Genomic DNA, 22,722 nt, shown 5'->3' with positions numbered 1-22,722 from the left:
ACATTCCTACCGGTCGATTCGGATCGAGTTCCTGTCGAGTTTCTCAATGATGCCCAGGGTGGTCGCACAATCCGTTGCCTGGTTCGTCGTCTTCTGTATCCTCACGGTGGGGGGGCTGGCGTCCGCTCAATCAATCTCCCACGAATCCCAGCACGCACACCATCAGAAGGCCACTCACGGCACGGCGCTCTGTTCCTGGATGTGTGTGGCCGGTCATGTGTTGGACGCAGCCGTCGCGCCACCCCTGGTCGAGCGGTCTCCGATCGCTCAGACCGAGCAGTACTCTCACGATCATCTTCCAACCGTTCTCTCGTCCGTCGTTCCTTCCCGGGGCCCTCCACTCTAAGCCTCGCGATTTCTCGCATCCACGCCGGTACGGCTCGGCGCAACCTGAAGGTGGCTGTGCCGGTGGATGATTCCAACAAGTTGTCGGGTTCGGCACCAATTCGTTCGCTGATTAACCAAGGTGGTTCGGCCATGACCTCCACACACGACAATCGCTTCCACATCTCGGGGTGGGGCGCCTCGCTCGTGCTTCACGCGGCGGTGATTGGGCTGACGCTGGCGTTTCTGGCACGGCTCGACCCGGCGTTGAAGAAAGAGACGTTCCATTGGGAGGTGGCGCTCGTCGATGCCCCGGCGCCGACCCCGACTCCTGCTCCGACTCCCGCTCCGGTCAACACCGAGTCCGTCGTCACGCCGGTACAACCCGAGGCTCGACCGACCTCGGCTCCGCCCGCTCCCGCCCCTGCGCCTGAGACGCCGGTCCATCGCGTCGCGCCCCAGGAAAGCGTTCAAGTGGTCCATCCGGTGATCGAGACACCCCGGCCGGTCGAGCAAAAGGTGGAACCGCCGCCCCAACAGAAGCCGGAGCCGGTCGAGCGTCAGGTCGAGGTCGCGCAGCACAAAGTCGAGCCGATCGCGCAGAAGGTCGAGGAACTTCCGACCGCCGAGCCGACGATCCCTGCTACGGTGGAGGTGAAACCTGTGGAACCGGTGCATACCGAGACGGCGGTGGCGCAGCATCGCCCGGTCGTCCCGGTGGAAGCCTCCGCGCCGGCCACGCCTGCCCAAGCGGTTGAGCAGGTCGCCGTGGCCGCGCCCTCGCCCTCGCTCGCTCCGGCGGAGACTCCCGCCATGCCGGCACCGGCCGCCGAGACCACGCTCCAGCACAGTGTTCCGGCTGCCGTGCCGACATCCCAGTACACCGAGGGCTCACCGGCGTCGGCATCCGCCCCCGTCGAGACGCCGCAAGTCACGGCGAAGGCCGCAACCGGAATGCCGGAGGCCAAAGCGGATCACCGGTGGCTGGCCGAATCACTCTGGCGGCGAGTCGCCGAGTTGAAACGCTATCCGCACTCCGCCCGCATGAACGGATTGCAGGGCAAGGTTGTCCTGAAGGCGGTCATTCGGTCGGACGGGCATCTGGCCGAGGTGACGGTGCAGAAGAGTTCCGGCCACAGCGTGCTCGATACCGCGGCCATGGAGGCGGTGAAGCTGGCTTGCCCGCTCCATATGAAGCATGAGTTGGGAAAACCGCAGATCGTCGTGAGTCTGCCGATCGTCTATAGCTTGGCGAATTGATGCGGCGAGGTTCGCGACTCGAGAACTACAAGCCATGATGTGTCACGACACCAGCCCAATATCACCCCGGATTTCGGGCCAGATTTTAGGACGGCTTCCCCTCTGGCTCGCGACCTTCTCGATGCTCGCCTCGATCGCCTGGGCCGGCGAGTCCGGTTCACCGGCTGCCTTCGGTTCCAAACATGTGACGGTTCATCAGGTGAAGAACGTCGTCGGTCCGACCGTGCAGATCGACGGGGCGGGTATCGTGTACGCCGCCTGGGTCGAAGAGGACAAAGACATCCGGACGATCCGGTTTGCGCGCTCCGAGGAGCCGGGAGGCCCGCTCGGTTCCCCGGCGCGGGTCAACGACCCGTCCGAGAATCCGTACTACCGGCAAGAAGCGCCCGCGCTGGTGATACGCGGGAACGACGTCTTCGTGACCTGGGCGCTGACCCATCCGAACATGACCCCGGACAAGCCGTTCTCCAGCGAACTCCGATTGAGCCGCTCCAGTGACGGAGGCCGCACATTCGCCCCGTCGGTCCTGGTCAACGACGATGGGCAGGTGATCAATCATTCGTTCGACGCGATGCAGGTCGCCCCGGACGGTGCGGTGCATGTCGCATGGATCGATGGGCGTGAGGGAAAGAAGGAGCCGGGGACGTTCGTCGCCAAGTCGGCGGATCACGGGCGCACCTTCACTAAGAATCGCAAGGTGGATGACGACACCTGCGTCTGCTGCCGCACCGCCTTGGCGACTTCCGGCGACGGCGTGGTCTATCTTGCCTGGCGGAAAATCTTCGAAGGCCATGTCCGCGAGATCGTCGTGTCTCGATCGACGGATGGGGGAGACACGTTTTCCGCCCCGGTCATTGTGGGACACGATCGGTGGATGTACCCTGCCTGCCCGCATCGTCCGGCTTCGCTCGGCGTGGATCGGTTGGGGCGCCTGTATGTCGTGTGGTACACGGAGGGCGCAGACGAGACGCCGTCGATCTACCTGGCCTACTCCGACGACCAGGGACGGACCTTTTCTCCCAAACAGCAACTGAACCGCTCCAAGGGAACGTTCCCAGATCATCCGCAAATGGCGGTGGATTCCGAAGGGCGCGTGGTGGTGGTGTGGGAAGAGCAATCGCCGGTCCGCCGCGAGGTCGTCGTCAGCCGATCCCTCGATCGCGGCGAATCCTTCAGCGCGCCGATGAAGGTCAACGAGAAAAACGGACAGACTCCGACGGTAGCGGTGAATGCGTCGGGTTCAGCCGTCATCGGATGGAAAGAACATGCGATGCCCGCCCATCGGCTGGTCGTCCAGACCATGCAGTTGGCTCCGGTGCAAACGACGGTCGGAAAGGCGGAGGCCGCTCATGGTCCGTGACGCGGTGCGTTGGCTCGGTCTTGGACTGATCGGCGGCGCGCTCATGTTCGTGGCCGCCGATCCCGCAGGCATGGCCGGTGCGGCGACCGCCGATCCGTTTACGGCGCTCCGCGTCACTCCATCGGCGACCCGCGCGTCGGTCACGCCGTTCGATCTCACCACGTTGGACGGCCGGTCGTACCGGTCACAGGACTTGGCCGGGAAGGTGGTGCTGCTCAATTTCTGGGCAACCTGGTGCGGCCCTTGTAAGGAGGAGATGCCGTCGTTGGCGCGGCTCCAGACCCGCTTCGATCCCGCGCAGGTCCAAATCCTGACGGTCACGGCGGATCGGCATCCGCAGGGTATTCGCCAGTTTTTCGGTCAACTCGGTATCAGCCTGCCGGTTCTCTTCGACGAGGATCAGGAGGTGTCCAGGACCTTCATGGTGCGGGGGCTACCCACAACCGTGCTGATCGCGCCGGACGGTCGGGTGTCCGGACGAGCGGTGGGACCGAGGGCCTGGGACAGCGACGAATCGGTCGCCCTCGTACGGCATCTCCTCGAAGAGCGTCCATGACCAGCCTGCTTACGCCTCTTGCCGGCGCCATGACCGTGCTCTATCTGGTGCTGACCATCGGAGCGGCTGCGTGTTTATCGGGGCCGACCGCCGAGCCGACCGCGTCCTCTACGACGACGTCGCAGCATCACAGTCCCTCGCATGTGTCCCATTCCGCCTTGTGCGCCTGGGCGTGTCAGGCGAACCCCGCCGTGGCCGGCCTCTTCATCGCGCCGGCAAAGTTGTGGTTCACGTTCCTCCTGTTGTTGCCGCTGCTGACCCTGACCTTGCATGCCCGCTTTTCTTCCCCCGGTTCCCTGTCCCGCGCTCCTCCTCGCTGACCGGCCATCGTCATCGTCTGGTCGGCCGTTCTCGACGCTCGCGGGGTGACGTCCGACTGCGGCGCATCCGGCCGTCTGTCCGCATCCGTTTATTGCAAGGAGTGTCCAGTCATGTCCATACGAATCGGGGTCGTGGTGCGAAAACTGTCGGCGGCCGCCGCCCTGGCGGTGACGGTCGGCACCGTCTGCGGGAACGGCTTGTGGGCTCAGGAGACGCCCGCCTCCGAACCGCCTTCTCAGCGGGAGCAGGAATTGCGCGAGCAACTCAAGGGGATTCTCCACGAGCTCGAGGAGATACAGCAAAAGAAGGAGCGGGCCGATCCGGAATCGGAGCGTCCGACCATCGTGAAAGAACACGTGGCTGCCGAAGAGCCGGAATCGCCGCATGAGGCGCTCCCGGAATTCGAACTCGCCGACATGAGCATCGTCAGCAACCGTCTACAGAAGCGCCCTGAAGGGGTGTCGATATCTTCGACGGTGTCGGCGGAGACGGACTCCCAGCCGACCAGGACGATGCAGGAATCCATTCAGTCGCTGCCCGGCATCATGCTGCGGCAAGCGAACGGGCCGAGAGACTTCAGCATCATGATCCGCGGGATGGGCGCCAAGACGGCGTTTGCGATTCGCGACATCAAGGTGTACGAGGACGGCATCAGTCAAACACAGTCCGACGGCCTGTCGCGGCTCGATATTCAGGATCCCTGGTTCATGCGATCGGTGGAAGTCACACGCGGCGCCTCCTCTTCGCTCTACGACAACTACGCGCTCGGCGGCATGGTGCATTTCCGGACCAGACGCGGCAGCGATATCAACGGGGTCGAGGCGTTCGTCTCCGGTGGTTCGTTCGGCTACTTCAAACAGGCGCTGGCCGTCGGCCAGCATACCGACCGCCTCGATCTTTCCATGTTCGCCAGCAACGCGGCCGAAGATGGATTCATCCAACACAGCAACTATAATACGCAAACACTCAACTTCAATTTCCGTTTCAACGTCGACGACCGCCAGAGTTTCTATTTCAAGGCGATCACGAATTGGCTCGACACCCGGGTGCCGACTAGGCTGACCCAGGCTCAGTTCATTGCGGACGATCGCCAGGCCGGAGGCTCGCAGACCACCTGCGCTTCTGGAACCTACAATCCCGGCTGCGCCAATGCCGTCGCCCTCAATCAAGGACGCGTCGATCGGCGGACGATAGTGGGAGGCCTGTATGAACGGCAGTTGAACGCCAGCACGGTCCTGACGATTGAAGCGGACTATGACCTGAAGGACATCAATCAGTATTTTTCCCAGATCTTCGACAACGTGAATCCGAACTACAAGACCTACGCGGATCTCCGGCACGACGGCAGCCTCGGCCAGATGCCGCTCAAGAGCTACGTCGGCTTCTTCCTGAACAACATGGAACAGGAAGGGAACACCTTTCAGAATCTTGCAACCGGATACGGAACCAGAGGGACGCTGCTCCAGAATAACCGGGGACGCATCAACAATATCGGCGGCCGTGTGCGGGAGGAATTGGAATTCGTGCCCAAGTGGACGGCGGCGCTGGGCCTCGGATTCGAGCAGTCGCTGGTGAGCATCGACACGATCAATTACAACAACGCCGGCGCCGTGGCGAGCCGGCCGAGCCTCACCAGAAACTTCACGAATTGGGCGCCGGAAGCCTCAGTCACTTGGAAGCCGGCCGAGGCCTATCGCCACTGGGTCCGAAGCTCGACCGGCTATGGGATTCCGCAGTTCGGCCAGCTCACCAGAGATCCGATTACCGGACTGCCGGGATCCAATTTCGATTTGAAGCCGCAGAAAAACTGGAATAATGAAATCGGTACGGAATCGAAGCTCACGAAGGATCTGACCGTTCAGTTGGTGGGATTCTGGACGTTCTTCAAGGACGAGATCATCACCCAGACCATCTCGGGCGGCAACACGGCGTCGGTCAATGCCGACGCGTCCCAGTATCGCGGGATCGAAGCGTCATATGACTGGCGGCCGTTGACGGGCCTGCGCCTCTCCGGGGCCTATACCCACATCGATGCGTCCTACACCAATTTCACCGACCGGACCGCTGCGGGATTTCTGAGCCGGGACGGCAAGAAGGTTCCCAACGTGCCGACGGACATCTTGAACCTCAAGGTGGAATACGACCATCACCCGAGCGGGTGGGGAGGCTGGCTTGAGGGTAACTACGCCAACAGCTATTTCTTGAACAACAACAATACCGTCGGGATCCCGTCCTATTTCATCGGGACGGCGAACATTCACAAGAATATCGAGGTGAACAGCTCCTGGTTCCGCTTCGCCAAGTTGTATGTCCAGGTGGACAACATCGCCGACATGAAGTATGCCGCCTCCGGCCAGGTCGTCACGGGCGAGACGGCGGCGCAAGCGGCCGCGCAGCAGCTGTTCTTCGCCGGTTACGGACGGGCGATCTACGGCGGCGTCACGCTGGGCCTGTTCTGAACAGATATTGGAGAGTGGCGCCTTGTTGAGATCCTCGTCGTGTTGATTTCACGCCGTCCTCACCGTATAGTCCAAGCTATCGGCTCTTGACCGTCCGTCCAGCATCTAGAAGGATGCGGAAAAAGTCCGCCAGCGGCGTTCTCGCATCGCTTAGAGGCTCAACGTGCGGCACAGAGTACGCCTCGCCTCTTCGCTCGCTGTGGCCTTGCTGAACGGCCTTTTTGCGCATCCTGCATGGCTGTTCAGCGTGGGCTCTTACCTCGATATTTGTGGCGGCGACAGAGGTCAAAATGAGTTTTTCCGCAGCCTGCTAGAGATCAGCACGTATGGTCGCATTCCTATTCGATCTGCTTTTGGCGTGCTTCCTCCTCCTGTCATTTCCCGCTATTGACCTGGCCGTCGCGGCCGATTCCGGCAAGCGCGCGCTTGAACGGGCGTCCGATCTCCTGAAGGCGGGCGATGCCGACGGCGCGCTGGCAGCGGTAAACAAGACGCTGGAGAACAATCCCTCCGCCGAGGCGTATCATCTGCTCGGGCAGATCTATTTCAAAAGCAAGAAGAGGCCGGCTGAGGCGATCGAGGCATTGACGCACGCCCTCAAGCTCAAGCCGGCCTATCCGGAAGCGCTGAACGACTTGGCGGAAGTCTATCTGGCGCAGGGAAAGAGCGCAGAAGCAGAACATACGTTGAAGCGGGCGATCGAGATCAACCCGAAGCACGAGGATTCATATCTCGACCTGGCCAAACTCTATGAGGGCCGGCGCGACATCCCGGCGGCGATGACCGCCTATAAGGAGCTGCTCGCGATTGATCCCGCTCAATCGGACGCACTGTTCGGACTGGCGATGCTCTACGAGCGGCAGGGGGAGAACAAGGCCGCCCTCGACAGCCTCGCCCGCCTGACGAAGGCGCATCCGAAGCATGCGGACGGCTGGTACCAGGCGGGCCGGCTGGCGGAACGAAACAACGATCTGCTGGAGGCGGCTTATGCATACCGGAAGGCCATCGCCGCCAAGCCGGACCTGGTCGATGCGCACTACAATTTGGGGTTTATTCTACGGAGCCAGGGCAAACCCACCGAGGCCGAGCGCGAGTTCCTCGAAGTCGTCCGATACCGTCCCGAATATGCCGAGGCCCACATGAATCTGGGGGTCATCTATACGAGCATGAACCGGTTGGAAGAAGCAGAACACGAGTACCAACGGGCGGTGGAGTTGAAACCCGAATATGCGGAGGCCCACTACAACCTGGGCGTGTTTTACGAACTCCATCGCAAAGATCTGCCCAAGGCGCTGGCCCAGTACCATAAGTATCGTAATCTCGGCGGGCGGGACGATCGGGTCGAACGGATCGTCGGCATGAGCGGGCGGTAGGAGGCAAGGTTGAGGTTCAGGTTAAGGCTCAGAATAAGGCTCAGAATAAGGATTGTGGCCGGCTCAGCCTTAGCCTGAACCTCAGCCTTTCACCAGTACGGGTTCCAATAGGGCGACGAGTAGGGGCCGGGACCGTAGTAGGGTCGGAATCGCGGAACCGGCCGAGTCGCATCGGACCAGACCCGCAGTCGTTTCGTTTCGACGATCGGATAGTTGTATTCGGTTTCGTCGAGCGGGAGCGTGATTGATCCCGCCATCTCTCCGGTTACCGTGACTCTGGTCCCATAGGGCAGGGTGGCCGGATCAAGGAATTCCTTCTGGATTGCCACGAAGCGGCCCTGTGACTGTGTCAGGTCATGCACGGGAGAACCGGAACTGCCGAGGGGCAGCTGAAGTATTTCGACTCTCGTGCCGTCTTTCATCCGTCTGGCCGTGAGTACCTCGCCGCCGAAGATGACCGACTGCCCCTTGAAAGCATCCGGGGAAGCCTTAACTTGCTGAAAGGTGACCTGAGGGGCGTCATCGGTCTGCTCGGTCGAGGCGCAGCCCATGATGACGAGAAAGAGCAGGGCCACGGGTGCTGCCTGTAAGAACATGACGGCAGTATATCAGAGGGTATGTCCTCGAAACGTTCGATATAATGGGGACTCTACGGTCGAGAGACAAGGAAAGGAGTGGATGGATATGGTGAAGAAAATTCGGTGGCATTGGGCGGTCGGCGTTCTGGCGATCTGGTTGGGTGTCGGCGTCCTCGCAAGCGACGGCGCTACGGCGGCAACGCCTGAACTAAAAGGCAAGTTCGAACTCTTGAACGGCGAGCCGTCCACCCACAAGCCCGGCAAGGTCAAGCTCATCGAATTCGCCGACTTTTATTGTCCCCATTGCCATCACTTCGATGAAGCCGGTCTCCCGATCCTTCAGAAGGAATTCGGCAATAAGCTGGAGGCGACCATGGTCGGCTTTCCGGTGTTTCGCAACAAGCTTCCGACTCCCTTCGATATGTATGAACAGGCGAAGATCATGGGCAAAGGCGACGAAATGAAACGGGTGCTGTTTCGCACCATTCATCAGGACAAGGTCACGGGGGTATTGGATCGGAGCTTACGCGAAGGGCTGATCAAGGAGGTCGGCCTCGATCCCAAAGCGTTCGAAGAGGGGTTGGCCAGCGGGAAACCGGCGAAAGCCTTCGAGGACGGGAAGCAGTGGGGAGAACGCATCAAGGTTCAGTCCACGCCCACATTGCTGCTCGACGGTAATATCAAGATCGAAGGCGAGAATATGAAGACGGACAATATCATTGCCGTTATCCGGAGCATTCTCGACGCGGATGTGAAGAAATGACGAATGATCAGTGATACGCGATCGGTGACGGGTGACACATGATGAAGAAGGAAAGAAAACCGAGCGATGTCGTGCAAAGGCTGATTGCGCACGAGTCGGCTTTCCGGTCGTTCTTGAGCCGCCGGCTCGGCGACGAAGCCGTCGTGGACGATATCCTCCAGCAAAGCTTGATGCGGGCCGTGGAACGTCACCATGCGGTACACAATGAGGAAAGCGCCGTGGCATGGTTCTACCGCATCCTTCGCCACGCGCTGATCGATTATTATCGATCCCAAGGAGCCGAAACGCGTCGCAACGACGCCTTACTCCGAGAGCTGACGGTTACGGGCGACCATCAGGAGCCGCCGCCGGATGAGGTGAGAGCCACGGTCTGCGCCTGCCTACACCGGCTCCTCCCACAACTCCGTGGGTCCTATGCGGAGCTCATCAGGCGTATCGACCTTGAGGGGGAATCGCCGGCGCTTGTCGCGGAAGCATTGAAGATATCCCGGAACAATCTGACGGTTCGATTGCACAGAGCCCGCCAGGCCTTACGCGCTGCCCTTGAAGACTCCTGCGGCATCTGCAGCAGACACGGCTGCCTCAACTGCGCCTGCGGATAGTCGTCCAGCTTACCCTTCTCCTTTCCGCCACTGTGTCATTTCCGCCTTTTCGCAAGTTCCCCTTTGCGCAGGCGGACCCTCTGTAATATCCCGCCGCCTCATCCGTCCTCATAGTGAACGGGACATTAAGCAACCAGACCGTATAAGATGAAAGGAGCGGGACCATGGTGCCTGGATCGACGGGCGGCTGTTGCGGAAGTCGGCATACTATAGGTAATGGAATGGACGAGAAGATTCGGTCGGAGATCGACCCGGTCTGCGGAATGACTGTGGATCCAACCACGGCTGCGGGCCGGTACGATTATCATGGCAAGACCTACTACTTCTGCGCCGTCTCCTGCCTCAACACATTCAAAGCCGATCCGGACTTGGTCCTGCGGCCGCCGACCGCCGGTCTCATCTCCTTGGGAAAGAAGAAACCGTTGCAGATGATGATGCCGGCTCCTGCCGAGGCGGGAGGGGCCGAGATCGATCCTGTTTGCGGAATGACGGTGCAGCCGAAGACCGCGGCTGGGTCGCACGTCCACGAAGGCAAGACATACGTCTTCTGCTCCACGGGGTGCCTCGCCAAGTTTCAGGCCGATCCGGCTTCTTATCTCGTGCCTCCGTCCCAGCGCAAGCCGCAGGTCGTCACGGCACCGGCCGGCGCGACGATCGAATATATCTGCCCCATGGATCCGGAGGTGCTCGAGTACCAGCCGGGCGCTTGTCCCATCTGTGGCATGGCCTTGGAGCCGAAGGTCGTCTCGCTCGACGAGGGGCCGAATCTCGAACTCCTGGACATGACCCGACGTTTCTGGATCAGCCTGGGTCCGGCTGCGCTCGTGATGGTGCTCGCGATGGCCCATATGATTCCGGGAGATCCATTCGGAGCGGCCGGCCGCGGCGTCCTGTTGAATTGGGTCCAATGGGCGCTTGCAACTCCCGTGGTTCTCTGGGGCGGCTGGCCGTTTTTCGAGCGGGGATGGGCTTCGATCGTCAATCGGGCGCCGAACATGTTCACGCTCATTGCGCTCGGCACCGGTGCCGCCTATGCGTACAGTATGGTCGCGACCGTGGCGCCGGGGCTGCTGCCGGCGTCCTTCCACCTCCATGACGGGTCCGTCGCGGTGTATTTCGAGGCGGCGGCCATGATAACGGTGTTGGTCCTCCTCGGACAGGTCCTTGAGCTGCGCGCCCGGAGTCAGACGACCTCGGCCATGAAGGCGCTGCTTGGATTGGCTCCCAAGACGGCCCGGCTGGTCGGCACCGATGGAACTGAGAAGGATATTTCTCTCGAAACCGTGCAGGTGGGAGACCGGCTGCGAGTACGTCCGGGAGAGCGAGTGCCGGTCGACGGACTTGTCGTCGAGGGGGCGACCGCCGTCGATGAGTCCATGATTACCGGGGAGCCGATGCCGGTGGAGAAGCAGGCGGGTACGAGGGTCACCGGGGGAACGATCAATGGGACCGGCAGCATCCTCATAGAAGCTCGGCTGGTCGGCCGGGACACCTTGTTGGCTCGCATCGTTCAAATGGTCGGCGAGGCACAACGTACGAGAGCGCCGATTCAACGGGTGGCGGACGTCGTTGCAGCCTATTTCGTCCCGCTGGTCGTGGCGGTTGCGGCGCTTACGGCGCTGGCGTGGGCCATCTGGGGGCCGGAACCGAGATTGGCCCATGCCTTGGTCAACGCCGTGGCGGTGTTGATCATCGCCTGTCCTTGCGCGTTGGGATTGGCGACGCCGATGTCGATCATGGTGGGGACCGGGCGTGGTGCGACGGCCGGGGTCTTGATCAAGAAGGCGGAGGCGCTGGAAATCCTGGGCCGCGTGGATACGGTGGTGGTCGACAAGACCGGAACGCTCACAGAGGGAAGGCCGAAACTGGTGACCGTGCGGTTTGCTCCTCCCTGGACCGACGACGAATTGTTGAAACTGGCGGCGAGTCTCGAACGCAGCAGCGAGCATCCGCTGGCTTCCGCGGTGGTCGCCGGGGCGGAGCGCCGAGGCATCGTTCCGGCGGCCGTCGAACAGTTCCGATCCGTGACCGGCAAGGGGGTGATCGGGCTGGTGTCGGGTCGCCGTGTCGCCGTGGGCACGGCGACTTTTCTGCGGGAGGAGGCGGGAGTATCCGAGGATGATCTGCGCACGTTAAACGAGGAGGCCGCGTCGCTGCGAGGCGAAGGACAGACGGTCTTGTTCGTTGCGGCGGACGGGCGGGTCGGCGGGTTGCTCGGCGTCACCGATCCGATCAAGTCCACGACGGCGGAAGCCGTGAAAGCGCTAAAAGAGGACGGTATCGAGCTGGTCATGGTCACGGGCGACCATCGCGCGACGGCGGACCGGGTGGCCGCACAGCTGGGGATCGAGTCGGTGCATGCCGGGGTGCTGCCGGACCAAAAAGGCGCACTCATCGCCGAGCTGCGGTCGAAGAGGCGGGTGGTCGCCATGGCCGGGGACGGCATCAACGATGCGCCGGCGCTCGCGTTCGCCGACGTGGGCATCGCGATGGGGAACGGAACGGACATCGCCATGGAGAGCGCCGGTGTGACGCTGGTCAAAGGCGATCTCCGCGGATTGGTCCGGGCCAGGCGATTGAGTCAGGCCACGATGCGCAATATCCGGCAGAATCTCTTCTTCGCCTTTGCCTACAACCTGATCGGAGTGCCGATCGCCGCAGGGTTGCTCTATCCCCACTGGGGACTCCTGCTCAGTCCGATGATCGCCAGCGCGGCCATGACGTTCAGTTCCGTCTCGGTCATTTCCAACGCGCTCAGATTACGTCATGTGGAATTATGAGTGCGTCCGTTCCGAGCCCATGCTAGGCTACGAGGCGTTTCTCGACCTGAAAACCCGACGGAACGGCTGAGGAGATGCGCGTGACTCGATCGCGTGCCGGATGGCTCTGCGTGGTCGCCTGTGTGCTGGTGCCGGCGCTGTCGATGGACGAAGCGAGGGCCGGCGCCCGGTTGATTCCCATCACCGGGGTTTCCGATCTCCAGCAGCAGATCAAGGACACGGCGGCCAAGGTCATTCCCGCCGTCGTCAGCATCGCCTCGACCGTCATGGTGAAGGACCAGGCGTTCACGGACGAGACCCTGCCCTTCGGTCTGTTCAAAGATCCACCCGCGCGGCGACAATACGGGCAAGGCTCCGGCGTCATCGTCTCCCAGGACGGCTACATTGTCACGAATCACCACGTCGTGGCCGATGCCGTGGACGTGGAGGTCGTGCTGGCCGACCGCCGCCAATATAAGGGCAAGGTCGTCGCCACCGATCCGAAGACCGACGTCGCGGTCGTGAAGATTCAGGCGACGAATCTGCCGACGGTCCCCTGGGGCGATTCGGGTCGTCTGGCGGTCGGCGATTTCGTGTTGGCCATCGGCAACCCGCTCGGGTTGAGCCGCACGGCCACCTTCGGCATCGTCAGCGCGGTAGGACGAGCCGACGTGGGCGTGGCCGACTTCGAAGACTTCATTCAAACGGACGCACCGATCAACCCCGGAAACTCCGGCGGTGCGCTGGTGAACATCCACGGCGAGCTGATCGGCATCAACACGGCCATCGCCAGTCCCACCGGAGGCAGCGTGGGGGTGGGATTCGCCATTCCCAGCAACATGGCCCGGGCTGCGATGCAAAGCCTGATCAAGACCGGTCGGGTCGTGCGCGGATTCCTCGGCGCGTCGACCCAGGATGTTTCGCCAACGTTGGGAAAAATTTTCCACTTACCCGACGTCAAGGGGGCCATCGTCACGGATTTGCAGGCCAAGGGATCGGCGGAAAAAGCCGGTTTGAAGCGGGGGGACGTGATCGCGCGCTTCGACGGTCGTGACGTGATGGACAGCGGGCATCTGCGCAATCTGGTGGCCGCCGCCGCCATCGGCAGCAAACATCGGCTCGACGTGATCCGCGACGGCAAGCCGGTACAGCTGGAGATGATCGTCCAGGAGGCGCCGAAGGAGCGTACCAAGCGCAGTCAGTCGGCCGTGGCCGAAGCGTCCACCTCTCAACATCCGCTGTCGGGGGTGGTCTTCGACGATGTGACGCCTCCGCTTGCTCGGCAGATGGATTTGCCCGTCAACAGCGGAGTAGTCGTGACCGACATTGAAGAGGGCAGCCTGGCGGAATCGTCCGGTCTGCAGCCCGGCGACGTGATTCTTGAGCTGAACCGCCAGCCGATTCCCAACTTTTCCACGTTCCAGCGATTGGCCGATCCCATGAAGCCGACCGATCTGGCCCTCCTGCTGGTCAACCGGCAGGGGACGGTACTCTACGTTCCCGTCCGCAGCGAGTAGTGAAATGACTCGGCTTCCCGCTCAGCTTCGCCGGCACTGTGCGTCGGCATCCGTTCCCGCAGCGGGGGGCGCGGACTCACCGGTTTACGCCGATCCGTAGCCGAGTCGGCGCCGCTTGCAACCGCCCGGCGGCAGAGCGGAGACCTTCTCGGAGCTTTCGACTCAACGACCTTGAGGCGTGCGACTGCTTAGGCAGGAAGCAGTTTCAGATCCAGCGCGCGCTCGACCAGCCAGACCAGCGCCACAAGCATGACCACGACAGAGCCGGCCTGGACCACGATCGGTTGGTAGGTTGAAGCCTCACGGAAGGTATAGGCGAGCGGAAGGAACAGGGCCACGATGGCAAGTTGGCCGATCTCAACGCCGACGTTGAAACCGACCAGGCTCAGCAGCAAGGAGTCTTGGGGTAGCCCCAAATCGGACAGGACGCCGGCAAATCCAAATCCATGGATGAGGCCGAACCCAAAGGCGACGAACCAGCGACGACGCAACATGGTCGGATATAGATTCGCAAGCGCCGCTATCGCGACTGAGAGGGCAATGGCCGATTCGACCAGGCGGGAGGGCAATTGAATGATCCCCAGTGTAGCGAGGCTCAAGGTCAACGAATGAGCGACAGTAAAGGCCGTCACGATAGCGACCACCTCACGGACTGCGGAGGAAAGATCTTCAACCGCTTGCCAGTGGCGATCGACTCGCACCAGCACCGCCGGCAGCAGCAGCACGAGCAAGAACAGAACGTGATCGAATCCCTGCCAGATGTGCCAGACCCCTTCGTGCAGGTACTGCCCGAGTTGCGGCCAGCCCGAGGTGTCTCCCATTGAGAAGGACCTGGAGGGAGAGTCCTGGCTGAAAATCGACGTCTGCGTCTTGTCCTTGTGCGTCAGGCGCAACAGCCCCTTGTGCTGGGCATCCAAGTCGAAGAGGAGGCGGTAGTCGATCGCCAGCTGTATGATGTTCGCCGGGCACATGGCGGTGAGTCGAAGCACGGCGTAGGCGCCGTCCGTATGGCGGTCGATAAGGTGGTCCGTGACGGCGGTCCGGCAGGCGGCCCCCTGGGACTGCAGTCGCAGGCGTGAGAGGGCGTAGGTCGCGATCCCGCCATGGTTAGCCTGCACCTCTCCCCAGGTGATGGCCCCGTCGTTGTCGGCATCCAATCCTATCGCGTCGTTCAAGTCTCGCAAGGCAATATCCCACTGGCCGTGGATGCGGTCGCCCTGAACGGTCAGCGCCAGATAACTGTCGCTGGGTTTGTGCGCCCAAGCAGGCTGGCTCAAGAGGGCTACCACGAGGGCAAGGATCAGGCTATTCATTTGTCGTACTCCTCGAATCGCTTCGCCAGTTTGCGGAGGCGCAGGCCTTCAACATGGTTGGCGCTCAGCCAGTCGAGCACCGGCTTGGCTGCCTCATGGTCGCCGGCTGCCAGCGCGCTTTCGAGAAGCATTCTGGCGTCGGCCGGTTCTCGCTGGACCTGCCAGTTGATCTGGGCCAACTGCAGCGCCCGGTGCGGGTCTCGCAGCAAGGCCAGCGTGAACCGCGCTTCTTCCCGCACGTGCACGTTGGTGCCGCGTTCGCGGGCAGCGGCAAATCGCGCGGCGAGCATCGCCACGCGGTCCTTTGCCGACGGCGCGCCAAGCGCCTGTTCGGCCAGCGCGAGCCTCAGGAGCAGTCCGTCGGCTCTCGTCTCGTGTTGGAGCAGGGTGATGACCTCTCGATGGCGGCCTTGATCCAAGAGGAAGTCGGCGTAGGCAGCTAAGAGGTACTGATCTTTCACGCCGGTCTTGACGGCTTCTGAAAAATATTGCTCGCCGGTTGTGACATCGCCGGTGCGCGCTGCAATTTCCGCAAGGACGGTCCGGATCCAGATCCCTTCATGGACTGAGACCCTCGGATCGTTGCGGAGCCCGCTGAGGAGCTCCTGGCTCTGTGCCGCTTGGCCGGTCAGACCGGCGATGTCGCTGAGGCAGGTGAGGATCACGTGGCGAGGAGCGAGCCGTCCCAGCGGCTGGCACGCTCGACGCGCATCATCATAGCGGGCCTGGACTTGAAGAATCGCAGCTTTGGTCAGCCAAGCTTGCGCGTTGGTCGGCTGCGCGACCAGCACCTGGTCGAGATCGCCGAGGGCCCGGTCGAATTCATGGCCGTGCTGGCTGATTGTCGCTCGCAGGAGGAGCGCCGCAGGCGGAGGCATCGGTTCGTTCCACCATGGGGCCAGGACCGCCTGGGCCTGTCCTAGGAAACGCGGATCACCTTCCGATCGACCCCGTTCGATGTAGCGAGCGGCCAATTGTACGGCCAAATCAAGGTTGCGCGGGTCTGCTGCCAAGCGGTTCCTCAGCGCCCTGACCTCTCGCTCAACCGGATCAGTCGGCTTGAAGCTGAGCCGTTCGAGGACCTGTGCGGCTTGTTCAGGACGATAGGGTTCAGCCGTCGTTTCACCGCTGTGGCTTACCGCGAGCCAAGCGAGCAGCGTCAAGACCGCGATAAAGCGTGATCGATTCATGAGTGTTAGTCTCGCGAATAGGTGATTGGAATACGCAGGACGATCCGCTGACGATCTAATAGACGATCGAGTTGCAAGGGAAAGGCCCGTTGCACGAGCGCCATCGCTTCCTGGTCGATGCGATCGAGGCCGGAACTCTTGACCACCTCACTTTCCACAAGCATGCCCTTATCCGACACGACGGCTTTGACCAAGACCTTGAGTGGACGCGACTGATCGAGCGACGGTCGTGAGGACCGTTTGATCTCCTCCAAGCGCTGGAAGATCGCGCGCTGGAGCCAGCCGTAGTCTGCGCGCGCCGTTGATGCAGTGGCAGCCTGAGCGGGCCCGGAGACTATTTGTGGTACGCCTTGAACGGCTTCTGTGGACGGAGCGTTGGAATTGTCTGAGCCCGCTGCGACCGCCGTCGGCGCCGGCTGGTCTTGCAGCGTCGGGGCGGCTGCAGGCTCGGGCGATTGAACCGGTGGATCGCTTGTCCGAAGCGCGGTGGCGGATTCTTCTGCCGATGCCGGGATCGATTGGGCCGGCTCTTCGGTTACTTGGCGTAGCGCCGGACCCCTGTGACGCATGGCAGGGGCGGCTTCTACCGGCGCTGTGGTCGGCGCCGGAGCCGAGGGCTGCGGCTCTGCCGTCACAGCGCTGTCCTGAAAGGCAGAGACCGGTTCCGCGGGTTCCGGGATTGGTAAAGGATCGATGGACTGGATTGCTGCGACGGCAGCCGCCTCCTGGGTTGCGGGAACAGGGACGATACTGTCGGCATGGGCAGCCCTGTCGAGCGGTTTGCCGACCTGAGCCGTGAGCGGCGCCGGCTCCATGGATGTCGGCACCATCTGCTCGGTGATGTGCGTTGGATACATCGGTTCAGCGGCGATCTCTGCCCATTGGACGAGGGTCACCTCCCAGCGAAACGGTTCTGCAGGAATCTGGATCGGCAATCGACGGAGCAGCGGCAGGGCAGCGAAAAGCACAAGGCCATGAAGGACGAGCGAGAGGAGCCATCCCTCGAACCGGTGGAGGCTCCCGTCTCCTGTTGTGGTCGTTGCAGTCACGCCCTGCGCCTCGCCATCACGGCAGGCGCCGCGCGTGCGCGCGGCACCCGCCGGGCCTCGTCCTAATTCGAGGGCTCTCGCGGATCAATGTGCCGGCGGTCGCGGCCGTCGTGCGGCGTGGGCAAAAACGGAAACGCCGTGGCGATGCCGTTCGCCGTTTTGTTGCCGCCTACTGAGCCGACGTTGAAGTTCACGCCGTCCCCCAGGTTCGGAGTCGCAGGGTTCGTGAGGATGCCGCCGACGACCCGCAGCGCGACGTCGGTCACATCATCGTTGGGGCGCCGCCCGTTCGGCCAGCCGGCCTTGTCCGGCGTCGGGTTCCCGGCTGCGTCGTGGGCCAGCGGACCCAGCCGCCGCTGACTGTCCGCTGCGGTCTGAGCTACGCCCAAATCAACCCGCAGGAGGTCGGAAAGCGTCTCGCTCCCGATTCCTCCGCCGCAGACCGGCGGCCCTGGGCTGTAGCGAAGCAGCGCGTTGACCAGATCTTCCCGATTCGTCGTCGGGAATCCGGTCCCGAACACCGCGTTCAAGGCCGTCGCGAGCGCCGAATTGCAATAGAACGAGACGAAATTCGCCTCGTCTTCCGCGTCCGTGGCATTCCATGTGTCTTTCATGCTCGTCGCGATGATCAATTCGTTCACGAGGGGATTGCCCATGCGCGCCACTTGGACGAAGCGACCGCTGTTCTGCCGATCGCCGTCCTTCTTGATGACCGTGACTTTCGGCCGGCTCGTGCTGGCGTAGGCGCCGATCAGCTTGTTGCCCTTCGGGCCCGTCAGGTCGCTGATCGGAATCTCCAGGGCGATGGTGTTCACGTTGAAGCCGCTGAAGGTATCCGCCGTCCCGGCGCCCGGCGCGTCGACGATGATGTGGTCATTCGCATCGTCCGCGGGAGAGAGAATGGGTGACACATGAAGATTGAGCGTGTCGAACGTGCCGCCGAGATCGATGTAGAACGTTTCATCCCGCTGTCCGGCGAAAACGCGTCCGCCGTTCTTCAAGGGAAACACCCCCTTGACCGCCAACTGTTCATAGTTCGGTGTCGTTCGGCTTCCCACGTTCGAAGGGACGGCGTACATCGGGCCGGTCCCCAGGTCTCTGGGTTGCTGACCGAATCGCACCTCCGTCACCGTGTAGCTTTGGCGGACAAGCAATCCCTCGGATCCGCCGCCGGTGAGCGCGGTAATCGGAGGCAGCGCGACATAGGCCAGCGGGAACACGTTGCCCGGCTGCCGGATCTCGGTCTTGAACCGGATCTGGTAGACGATGTTCGCCGCGATGTTGTTCTTGTTGTTGTCGACGTGGATCTCGTACAGCACGTCGTCGGCGAAGGTGAAATAGTTGGGGCCGGATCCCGGTTCCTGGCTCGGAATCACGTTCAGGATCAGAATCGCCTTGTCGGGATCCTGCCAGCTTCGGAACACATAGAAGTCGGTGATGTCCGCCGCCGGGTCGTTCGAGATCATCGGCGCTTCGCGATGGCTTGCGGCAAAAGCCGGTGCGGCGATCAGCGGCACCAGTGCCGCCAGAATGAGTGATCGTATCTGGATCAACATGGTTGTCTCCTTGTGACGAGAGCCACCGCCCGGGCGGCGATGGCTACATGTCCGGTTTCTTCGGGGGCTCAGGTTCCGTGCCGGCTTGATTGACCTGGGCGACCTCTGCCGGCGTCAGCGCGTCCGATTGCGGAGCGCGCTGATCGTCGGTCGGCGCCGCTGTCGCTTCACTTGATACGACAGCTGGGCTCGATGCGCCGTCGTTCCCGCCGCAGCCGGACAGGAGTCCGACGGCAAACAGGAGGCTCAGAGATGGATGAATGCGCGATTTCATAGACTTCCTCCTCTCACAACACCTCACGGCCGATTGCACAGGCGTCTCAGTTCATAGACATCCGCGGCTGCTCGACGATATCTGTTTTCATGGGACCCAACGCGCCGAGCAGTTCGTTCTTTTCACGCTCTGGAACCTTGAATTTGTTCAATGTCGCGACCAAATTGCCGACGAGCGCATCGAAGTCCGCGCTGCTGACGCCCATGCCTGCATGGGTGACTTTCATGCTGCGGCCTGTATAGGTACAGGGGCCCCCGGAGGCCTGGCAGATCTGTTCAACGAGCAGCGTCTTCAAGCGAGGAATATCCGTATTGGCGAACTTGCCGTTGATCCGGTTATCTGCGGCGACCCGTCCGACGAAGTCATCCACGACAGCGGTGATCGCCGGCTTGCCGCCCAGACGGTCATACAGCGATGTGTCCGCCATCGTTGATTTCGGCGTCGACTCCATAGTGCTGCAGCCTGTAACGCTGAGCGCGAACCCGATGAGCGCGAGGGATGCTGCGAGAGAGTGCTTCATGGTGTTGTCCTCCTGTCGAAGAAAATGGTTGATGTATGGAACGCTGTCCCTTGCGTTTGCGACCGTGGTCGACCTGTTTTCCATTACGAGATGTCTTCTCGTTCGGATCTGATTGCAAAAATGATTTGCCCGAGGGGAGTCTTGGTTGAGGAGTGGATGCCCGCCGAAGCCTGCCCTCGACTGCGATCGGGGGCGGCCATGACGCAAGAGGAAACCGGCCCACTACCCACGATAGTTGAGACCTTCCGAAAAGCAGAATACAATTGCGTCATTGGGGAAGCTGTTCCGCTGTGCGAGCCTGGCGACGAACTGCAGCGTAGAAATCCAATCCTCCCAGTAGGCTCGTAGAGGTTTACGGGGAGGAACGTCTATTGATCCCGACATTGGAAACGACCAGGGCGGCTCAAGACCAAGAATTGGCCCAGCTGATCGCGCTGACCGCGCAGGGCGATCAGACCGCGCTCGCCACGTTCTATGATCGGACGAGTCCACAAGTATTCGGGATGATCTATAAGATACTCGATAATCGCGAGGCTGCCGAAGAAGTGACCTTGGATGTCTACACTCAAGTGTGGCGTCAGGCCCATACGTACGACACGACCAGGGGTGCGCCGGGAGCGTGGCTGATGACCCTGGCCCGCACCAGGGCGATCGATCGGTTTCGCGCCGGGGCGGCCGAACATGGGCGAATCGAATCGCTGGATGCCGTCGAATTGTTTGCCAGCGACGATGACACGCCGGAACAGAACGTGGAAGGGCAAGAGCGCCGGCGGTATGTCCAGCAGGCGTTGGCGGTGCTGACAACCGAGCAACGAGAAGCCGTCGCTCTCGCCTATTTCTATGGCTTAAGCCAAAGTGAGATTGCCGCGAAACTGCAGCTGCCGCTGGGTACGGTGAAGACGAGAATCAGATCGGGTATGATCAAATTGCGGGAAGCCCTTGCGCCTTATGAGAGTGGGTTGCTGTCGTGACTGAGACAAAGTTGCCGGAAGAATTGGAAGAACAGGCGATGCTCCATGCCCTCGGGATCTTGGATCCTGAGGACCGCCAGGCCTTCATGGTGAGGCTTCCGGGGGAATCAGCTCTCGTGCGCCAAGCCGTGAGAGCGTATCAAGCAACCGCGGAAGCATTGGCCGCTTCGCTGGCTCCGGTGCCGCCTCCGTCAAGCCTGCGTGAACGCCTCGTCAACCGGGTCGCGAAAGAAGCCGCTCGCGAAGGCGAACAGTTCGAGTTGGCCGCGAATGCCCTGGTCTTAGGGGGCGTTCCTGTCACACCCAGGGATTCTGTACGGGAGCGGCTCATGTCTCGGATCGGAGGGCCTGCGGATGTCCCGCTTGATGTCAAGGGCGTAGCAGACGGTCTGGTGGAGACGCCTGTTTCGAAAGGCGGAGGGCGGATAACTGAAGGTCGGGCAGGTTTCCTTGACGACAGTGTGGGCTCGCCGCCTCATCGGTTTGCGCATGCTTGGCGCCACTTCCTCGTGACACTGTACACGTCGCTGCGGCTTTGCTGGAAGGCGTTTTTGCGCCTCCTGCGGACCATTCCAATTCGTTCCGAGACCTCTCGATTGTCGGGCACCAAGATCGGTTTTCAGCAGTCTGGCCAGGGGCTCACCTTCATCAAAGCAGCGGAGGGAGTCTGGCGAGAGATCGAACCGGGAGTGAAAGCCAAGGTGCTCTCCTTCGATATGGCCTCTCGAAGGGCCGCGACCCTCCTTCGTTTTGCACCGGGTACCAAGTACGCGCCGCATCGTCACACGGAGGCGGAGGATCTCTATGTGTTGCAGGGCGGTTGCAACATCGCCGGCCATGAATTGGCGGCTGGAGACTATCATCGTGCCGAGGCCGGGACCGAACACTACGACACCTGGACCGACGAAGGCTGTTTGCTGTTGGTCGTTTCCTCTCCCCAAAACGAGATGCTGTAATCGCTCTAGGGCTGATGCAGCCTCTCCTATTTCACGCACATCCAACCAGGACCGAGCTCTCGTAAGACGTTCAGGGTCGAGAATCGTCGGTTGACAGGCTCGGCATCGTGGTGCTACTAAAATAACATTCGTGGCACTATAAACGAGGGGGACGGGAGATGAAGCAACTGGTACGATTCGGCGTTTCTCTCGATCAAAAGCTGCTCAAGACGTTCGACCAGCACATCCAACGCCGCCGCTACACCAACCGCTCGGAAGCGCTCCGCGACCTGATCCGCGACAATTTGGTCGGGCAGGAGTGGGATGAGGATAAGGAAACGGTCGGCACCATCACCTTCGTGTACGACCACCATGTGCGCGACCTCACGAGCAAGCTGACCGATATTCAGCATGACTATCATGGAAAGATCCTGTCCGGCATGCACGTGCATCTCGACCACGATCATTGTCTCGAAGTGCTCGTCGTAAAAGGCAAAGGCTCCGAGATCAGACAGGTCGCCGACGCCTTGGTGAGTGTCAAAGGCGTCAAGCACGGTAAATTGACGATGACGACGACCGGGAAGGGGCTCGTGTAGCCATGCGCATCTGCGTGATCGATGGGCGCGGCGGAGGATTGGGCCGCCGGTTGGTGGCCGGACTCCAGTCGCAGTTGGGAGATGCCCATCAGATCATCGGGCTGGGCACGAATCAAGCGGCTGCCACGGCCATGAAGGCCGCCGGTGCCGCGCAGGTGGGTGCCGGAGGACGCGCCATCGTGGCAACGGTGCCGACCGCTGACGTAATTCTCCTGTCGCTCAATCTTGTATTGGCGAGCGCCACAGTCGGAGACGTCACGCCGGCTGTCGTTCGGGCGATCTTGGGCGCGAGGGCCAAAAAGGTCTTGTTACCGGTCAATCAGGCACAGGTGGAAGTCGTCGGCACGGAGGAGCATAAGCTTGAGCACCTCATTGCCCGCTCGCTTCGTCGAGTCCAATTTCTAGTGACTGTCGGCTCGCTCGCCTGAGCCGACGGATTTTCTCCT

General features: G+C 61.8%; 22 protein-coding genes. 15 read left to right on the top strand and 7 right to left on the bottom strand.

All coding sequences use genetic code 11. From position 1 onward, the window contains the following. Positions 1 to 46 precede the first annotated feature (46 nt). From P0111_15455 to P0111_15425, 7 genes are all read left to right on the top strand, one after another. Entirely contained in the window at positions 47 to 346 is a 300-nt protein-coding gene (locus tag P0111_15455) for a hypothetical protein (GenBank protein ID MDF0645426.1), read from the top strand. 131 nt (positions 347 to 477) lie between these two features. Continuing rightward, on the top strand, positions 478 to 1,584 hold the full coding sequence (locus P0111_15450) for a TonB family protein (GenBank protein MDF0645425.1): 1,107 nt from the start codon (positions 478 to 480) through the stop codon (positions 1,582 to 1,584). Positions 1,585 to 1,705: 121 nt separating this feature from the next. Further along, entirely contained in the window at positions 1,706 to 2,944 is a 1,239-nt protein-coding gene (locus tag P0111_15445) for a sialidase family protein (protein MDF0645424.1), read from the top strand. After that, on the top strand, positions 2,934 to 3,500 hold the full coding sequence (locus P0111_15440; GenBank protein MDF0645423.1) for a TlpA disulfide reductase family protein: 567 nt from the start codon (positions 2,934 to 2,936) through the stop codon (positions 3,498 to 3,500). Before P0111_15445 ends, P0111_15440 begins: the two co-directional genes overlap by 11 nt. Continuing rightward, positions 3,497 to 3,820: a hypothetical protein gene (locus P0111_15435; protein ID MDF0645422.1), complete on the top strand. Its 324-nt coding sequence runs from the start codon at positions 3,497 to 3,499 to the stop codon at positions 3,818 to 3,820. The genes P0111_15440 and P0111_15435 overlap by 4 nt, the downstream gene beginning before the upstream one ends. Positions 3,821 to 3,931: 111 nt before the next feature. Then, positions 3,932 to 6,280 (top strand): TonB-dependent receptor, encoded by a 2,349-nt coding sequence (locus P0111_15430; GenBank protein ID MDF0645421.1) that lies wholly within the window; start codon positions 3,932 to 3,934, stop codon positions 6,278 to 6,280. A gap of 326 nt (positions 6,281 to 6,606) precedes the next feature. Then, positions 6,607 to 7,653 (top strand): tetratricopeptide repeat protein, encoded by a 1,047-nt coding sequence (locus P0111_15425; GenBank protein ID MDF0645420.1) that lies wholly within the window; start codon positions 6,607 to 6,609, stop codon positions 7,651 to 7,653. Between the two features lie 89 nt (positions 7,654 to 7,742). Here P0111_15425 and P0111_15420 read toward each other — a convergent pair whose 3' ends face one another. Further along, positions 7,743 to 8,228 (bottom strand): Slp family lipoprotein, encoded by a 486-nt coding sequence (locus tag P0111_15420; GenBank protein ID MDF0645419.1) that lies wholly within the window; start codon positions 8,226 to 8,228, stop codon positions 7,743 to 7,745. A gap of 109 nt (positions 8,229 to 8,337) precedes the next feature. Here P0111_15420 and P0111_15415 point away from each other — a divergent pair, with 109 nt between their 5' ends. From P0111_15415 to P0111_15400, 4 genes are all read left to right on the top strand, one after another. Continuing rightward, complete coding sequence (locus P0111_15415) at positions 8,338 to 8,994, top strand: thioredoxin domain-containing protein (GenBank protein ID MDF0645418.1); 657 nt, start codon at positions 8,338 to 8,340, stop codon at positions 8,992 to 8,994. A 38-nt stretch (positions 8,995 to 9,032) separates the two neighbouring features. After that, a complete protein-coding gene (locus P0111_15410) occupies positions 9,033 to 9,596 on the top strand; it encodes a sigma-70 family RNA polymerase sigma factor (GenBank protein MDF0645417.1) in 564 nt (187 codons plus the stop codon). Positions 9,597 to 9,760: 164 nt separating this feature from the next. After that, the gene (locus P0111_15405; GenBank protein MDF0645416.1) at positions 9,761 to 12,376 is read left to right on the top strand and encodes a heavy metal translocating P-type ATPase; all 2,616 of its coding nucleotides are present in this window, start codon (positions 9,761 to 9,763) and stop codon (positions 12,374 to 12,376) included. Between the two features lie 80 nt (positions 12,377 to 12,456). Further along, entirely contained in the window at positions 12,457 to 13,872 is a 1,416-nt protein-coding gene (locus P0111_15400; protein ID MDF0645415.1) for a Do family serine endopeptidase, read from the top strand. A gap of 188 nt (positions 13,873 to 14,060) precedes the next feature. Here the strand turns inward: P0111_15400 and P0111_15395 are convergent, their stop codons facing one another. The 6 genes from P0111_15395 to P0111_15370 form a co-directional block, all read right to left on the bottom strand. Continuing rightward, the gene (locus P0111_15395) at positions 14,061 to 15,185 is read right to left on the bottom strand and encodes a HupE/UreJ family protein (GenBank protein ID MDF0645414.1); all 1,125 of its coding nucleotides are present in this window, start codon (positions 15,183 to 15,185) and stop codon (positions 14,061 to 14,063) included. Beyond that, positions 15,182 to 16,375 carry a hypothetical protein gene (locus tag P0111_15390; protein MDF0645413.1) on the bottom strand — a complete coding sequence of 398 codons (1,194 nt, stop codon included), beginning with the start codon at positions 16,373 to 16,375 and terminating at the stop codon, positions 15,182 to 15,184. Before P0111_15390 ends, P0111_15395 begins: the two co-directional genes overlap by 4 nt. 5 nt (positions 16,376 to 16,380) lie before the next feature. Next, positions 16,381 to 17,424 carry a hypothetical protein gene (locus P0111_15385; protein MDF0645412.1) on the bottom strand — a complete coding sequence of 348 codons (1,044 nt, stop codon included), beginning with the start codon at positions 17,422 to 17,424 and terminating at the stop codon, positions 16,381 to 16,383. A 62-nt stretch (positions 17,425 to 17,486) separates the two neighbouring features. Continuing rightward, on the bottom strand, positions 17,487 to 18,980 hold the full coding sequence (locus P0111_15380; protein MDF0645411.1) for a DUF4331 domain-containing protein: 1,494 nt from the start codon (positions 18,978 to 18,980) through the stop codon (positions 17,487 to 17,489). A gap of 43 nt (positions 18,981 to 19,023) precedes the next feature. Then, on the bottom strand, positions 19,024 to 19,254 hold the full coding sequence (locus P0111_15375; protein ID MDF0645410.1) for a hypothetical protein: 231 nt from the start codon (positions 19,252 to 19,254) through the stop codon (positions 19,024 to 19,026). A 46-nt stretch (positions 19,255 to 19,300) separates the two neighbouring features. Continuing rightward, entirely contained in the window at positions 19,301 to 19,774 is a 474-nt protein-coding gene (locus tag P0111_15370; protein ID MDF0645409.1) for a group 1 truncated hemoglobin, read from the bottom strand. A gap of 371 nt (positions 19,775 to 20,145) precedes the next feature. Between P0111_15370 and P0111_15365 the strand changes: the two genes are divergently transcribed. From P0111_15365 to P0111_15350, 4 genes are all read left to right on the top strand, one after another. Beyond that, positions 20,146 to 20,745 (top strand): sigma-70 family RNA polymerase sigma factor, encoded by a 600-nt coding sequence (locus P0111_15365; protein ID MDF0645408.1) that lies wholly within the window; start codon positions 20,146 to 20,148, stop codon positions 20,743 to 20,745. Next, positions 20,742 to 21,701 (top strand): cupin domain-containing protein, encoded by a 960-nt coding sequence (locus P0111_15360; GenBank protein MDF0645407.1) that lies wholly within the window; start codon positions 20,742 to 20,744, stop codon positions 21,699 to 21,701. The genes P0111_15365 and P0111_15360 overlap by 4 nt, the downstream gene beginning before the upstream one ends. Positions 21,702 to 21,859: 158 nt before the next feature. Then, the gene (nikR, locus tag P0111_15355) at positions 21,860 to 22,276 is read left to right on the top strand and encodes a nickel-responsive transcriptional regulator NikR (protein ID MDF0645406.1); all 417 of its coding nucleotides are present in this window, start codon (positions 21,860 to 21,862) and stop codon (positions 22,274 to 22,276) included. Positions 22,277 to 22,278: 2 nt separating this feature from the next. Beyond that, positions 22,279 to 22,704, top strand: a complete 426-nt coding sequence (locus tag P0111_15350; protein MDF0645405.1) for a DUF3842 family protein — start codon at positions 22,279 to 22,281, stop codon at positions 22,702 to 22,704. Positions 22,705 to 22,722 lie beyond the last annotated feature (18 nt).

The sequence above is a fragment of the Nitrospira sp. genome (assembly GCA_029194535.1).
Classification (GTDB): domain Bacteria; phylum Nitrospirota; class Nitrospiria; order Nitrospirales; family Nitrospiraceae; genus Nitrospira_C.
This window is presented reverse-complemented; position numbering and strand designations above follow the sequence as displayed.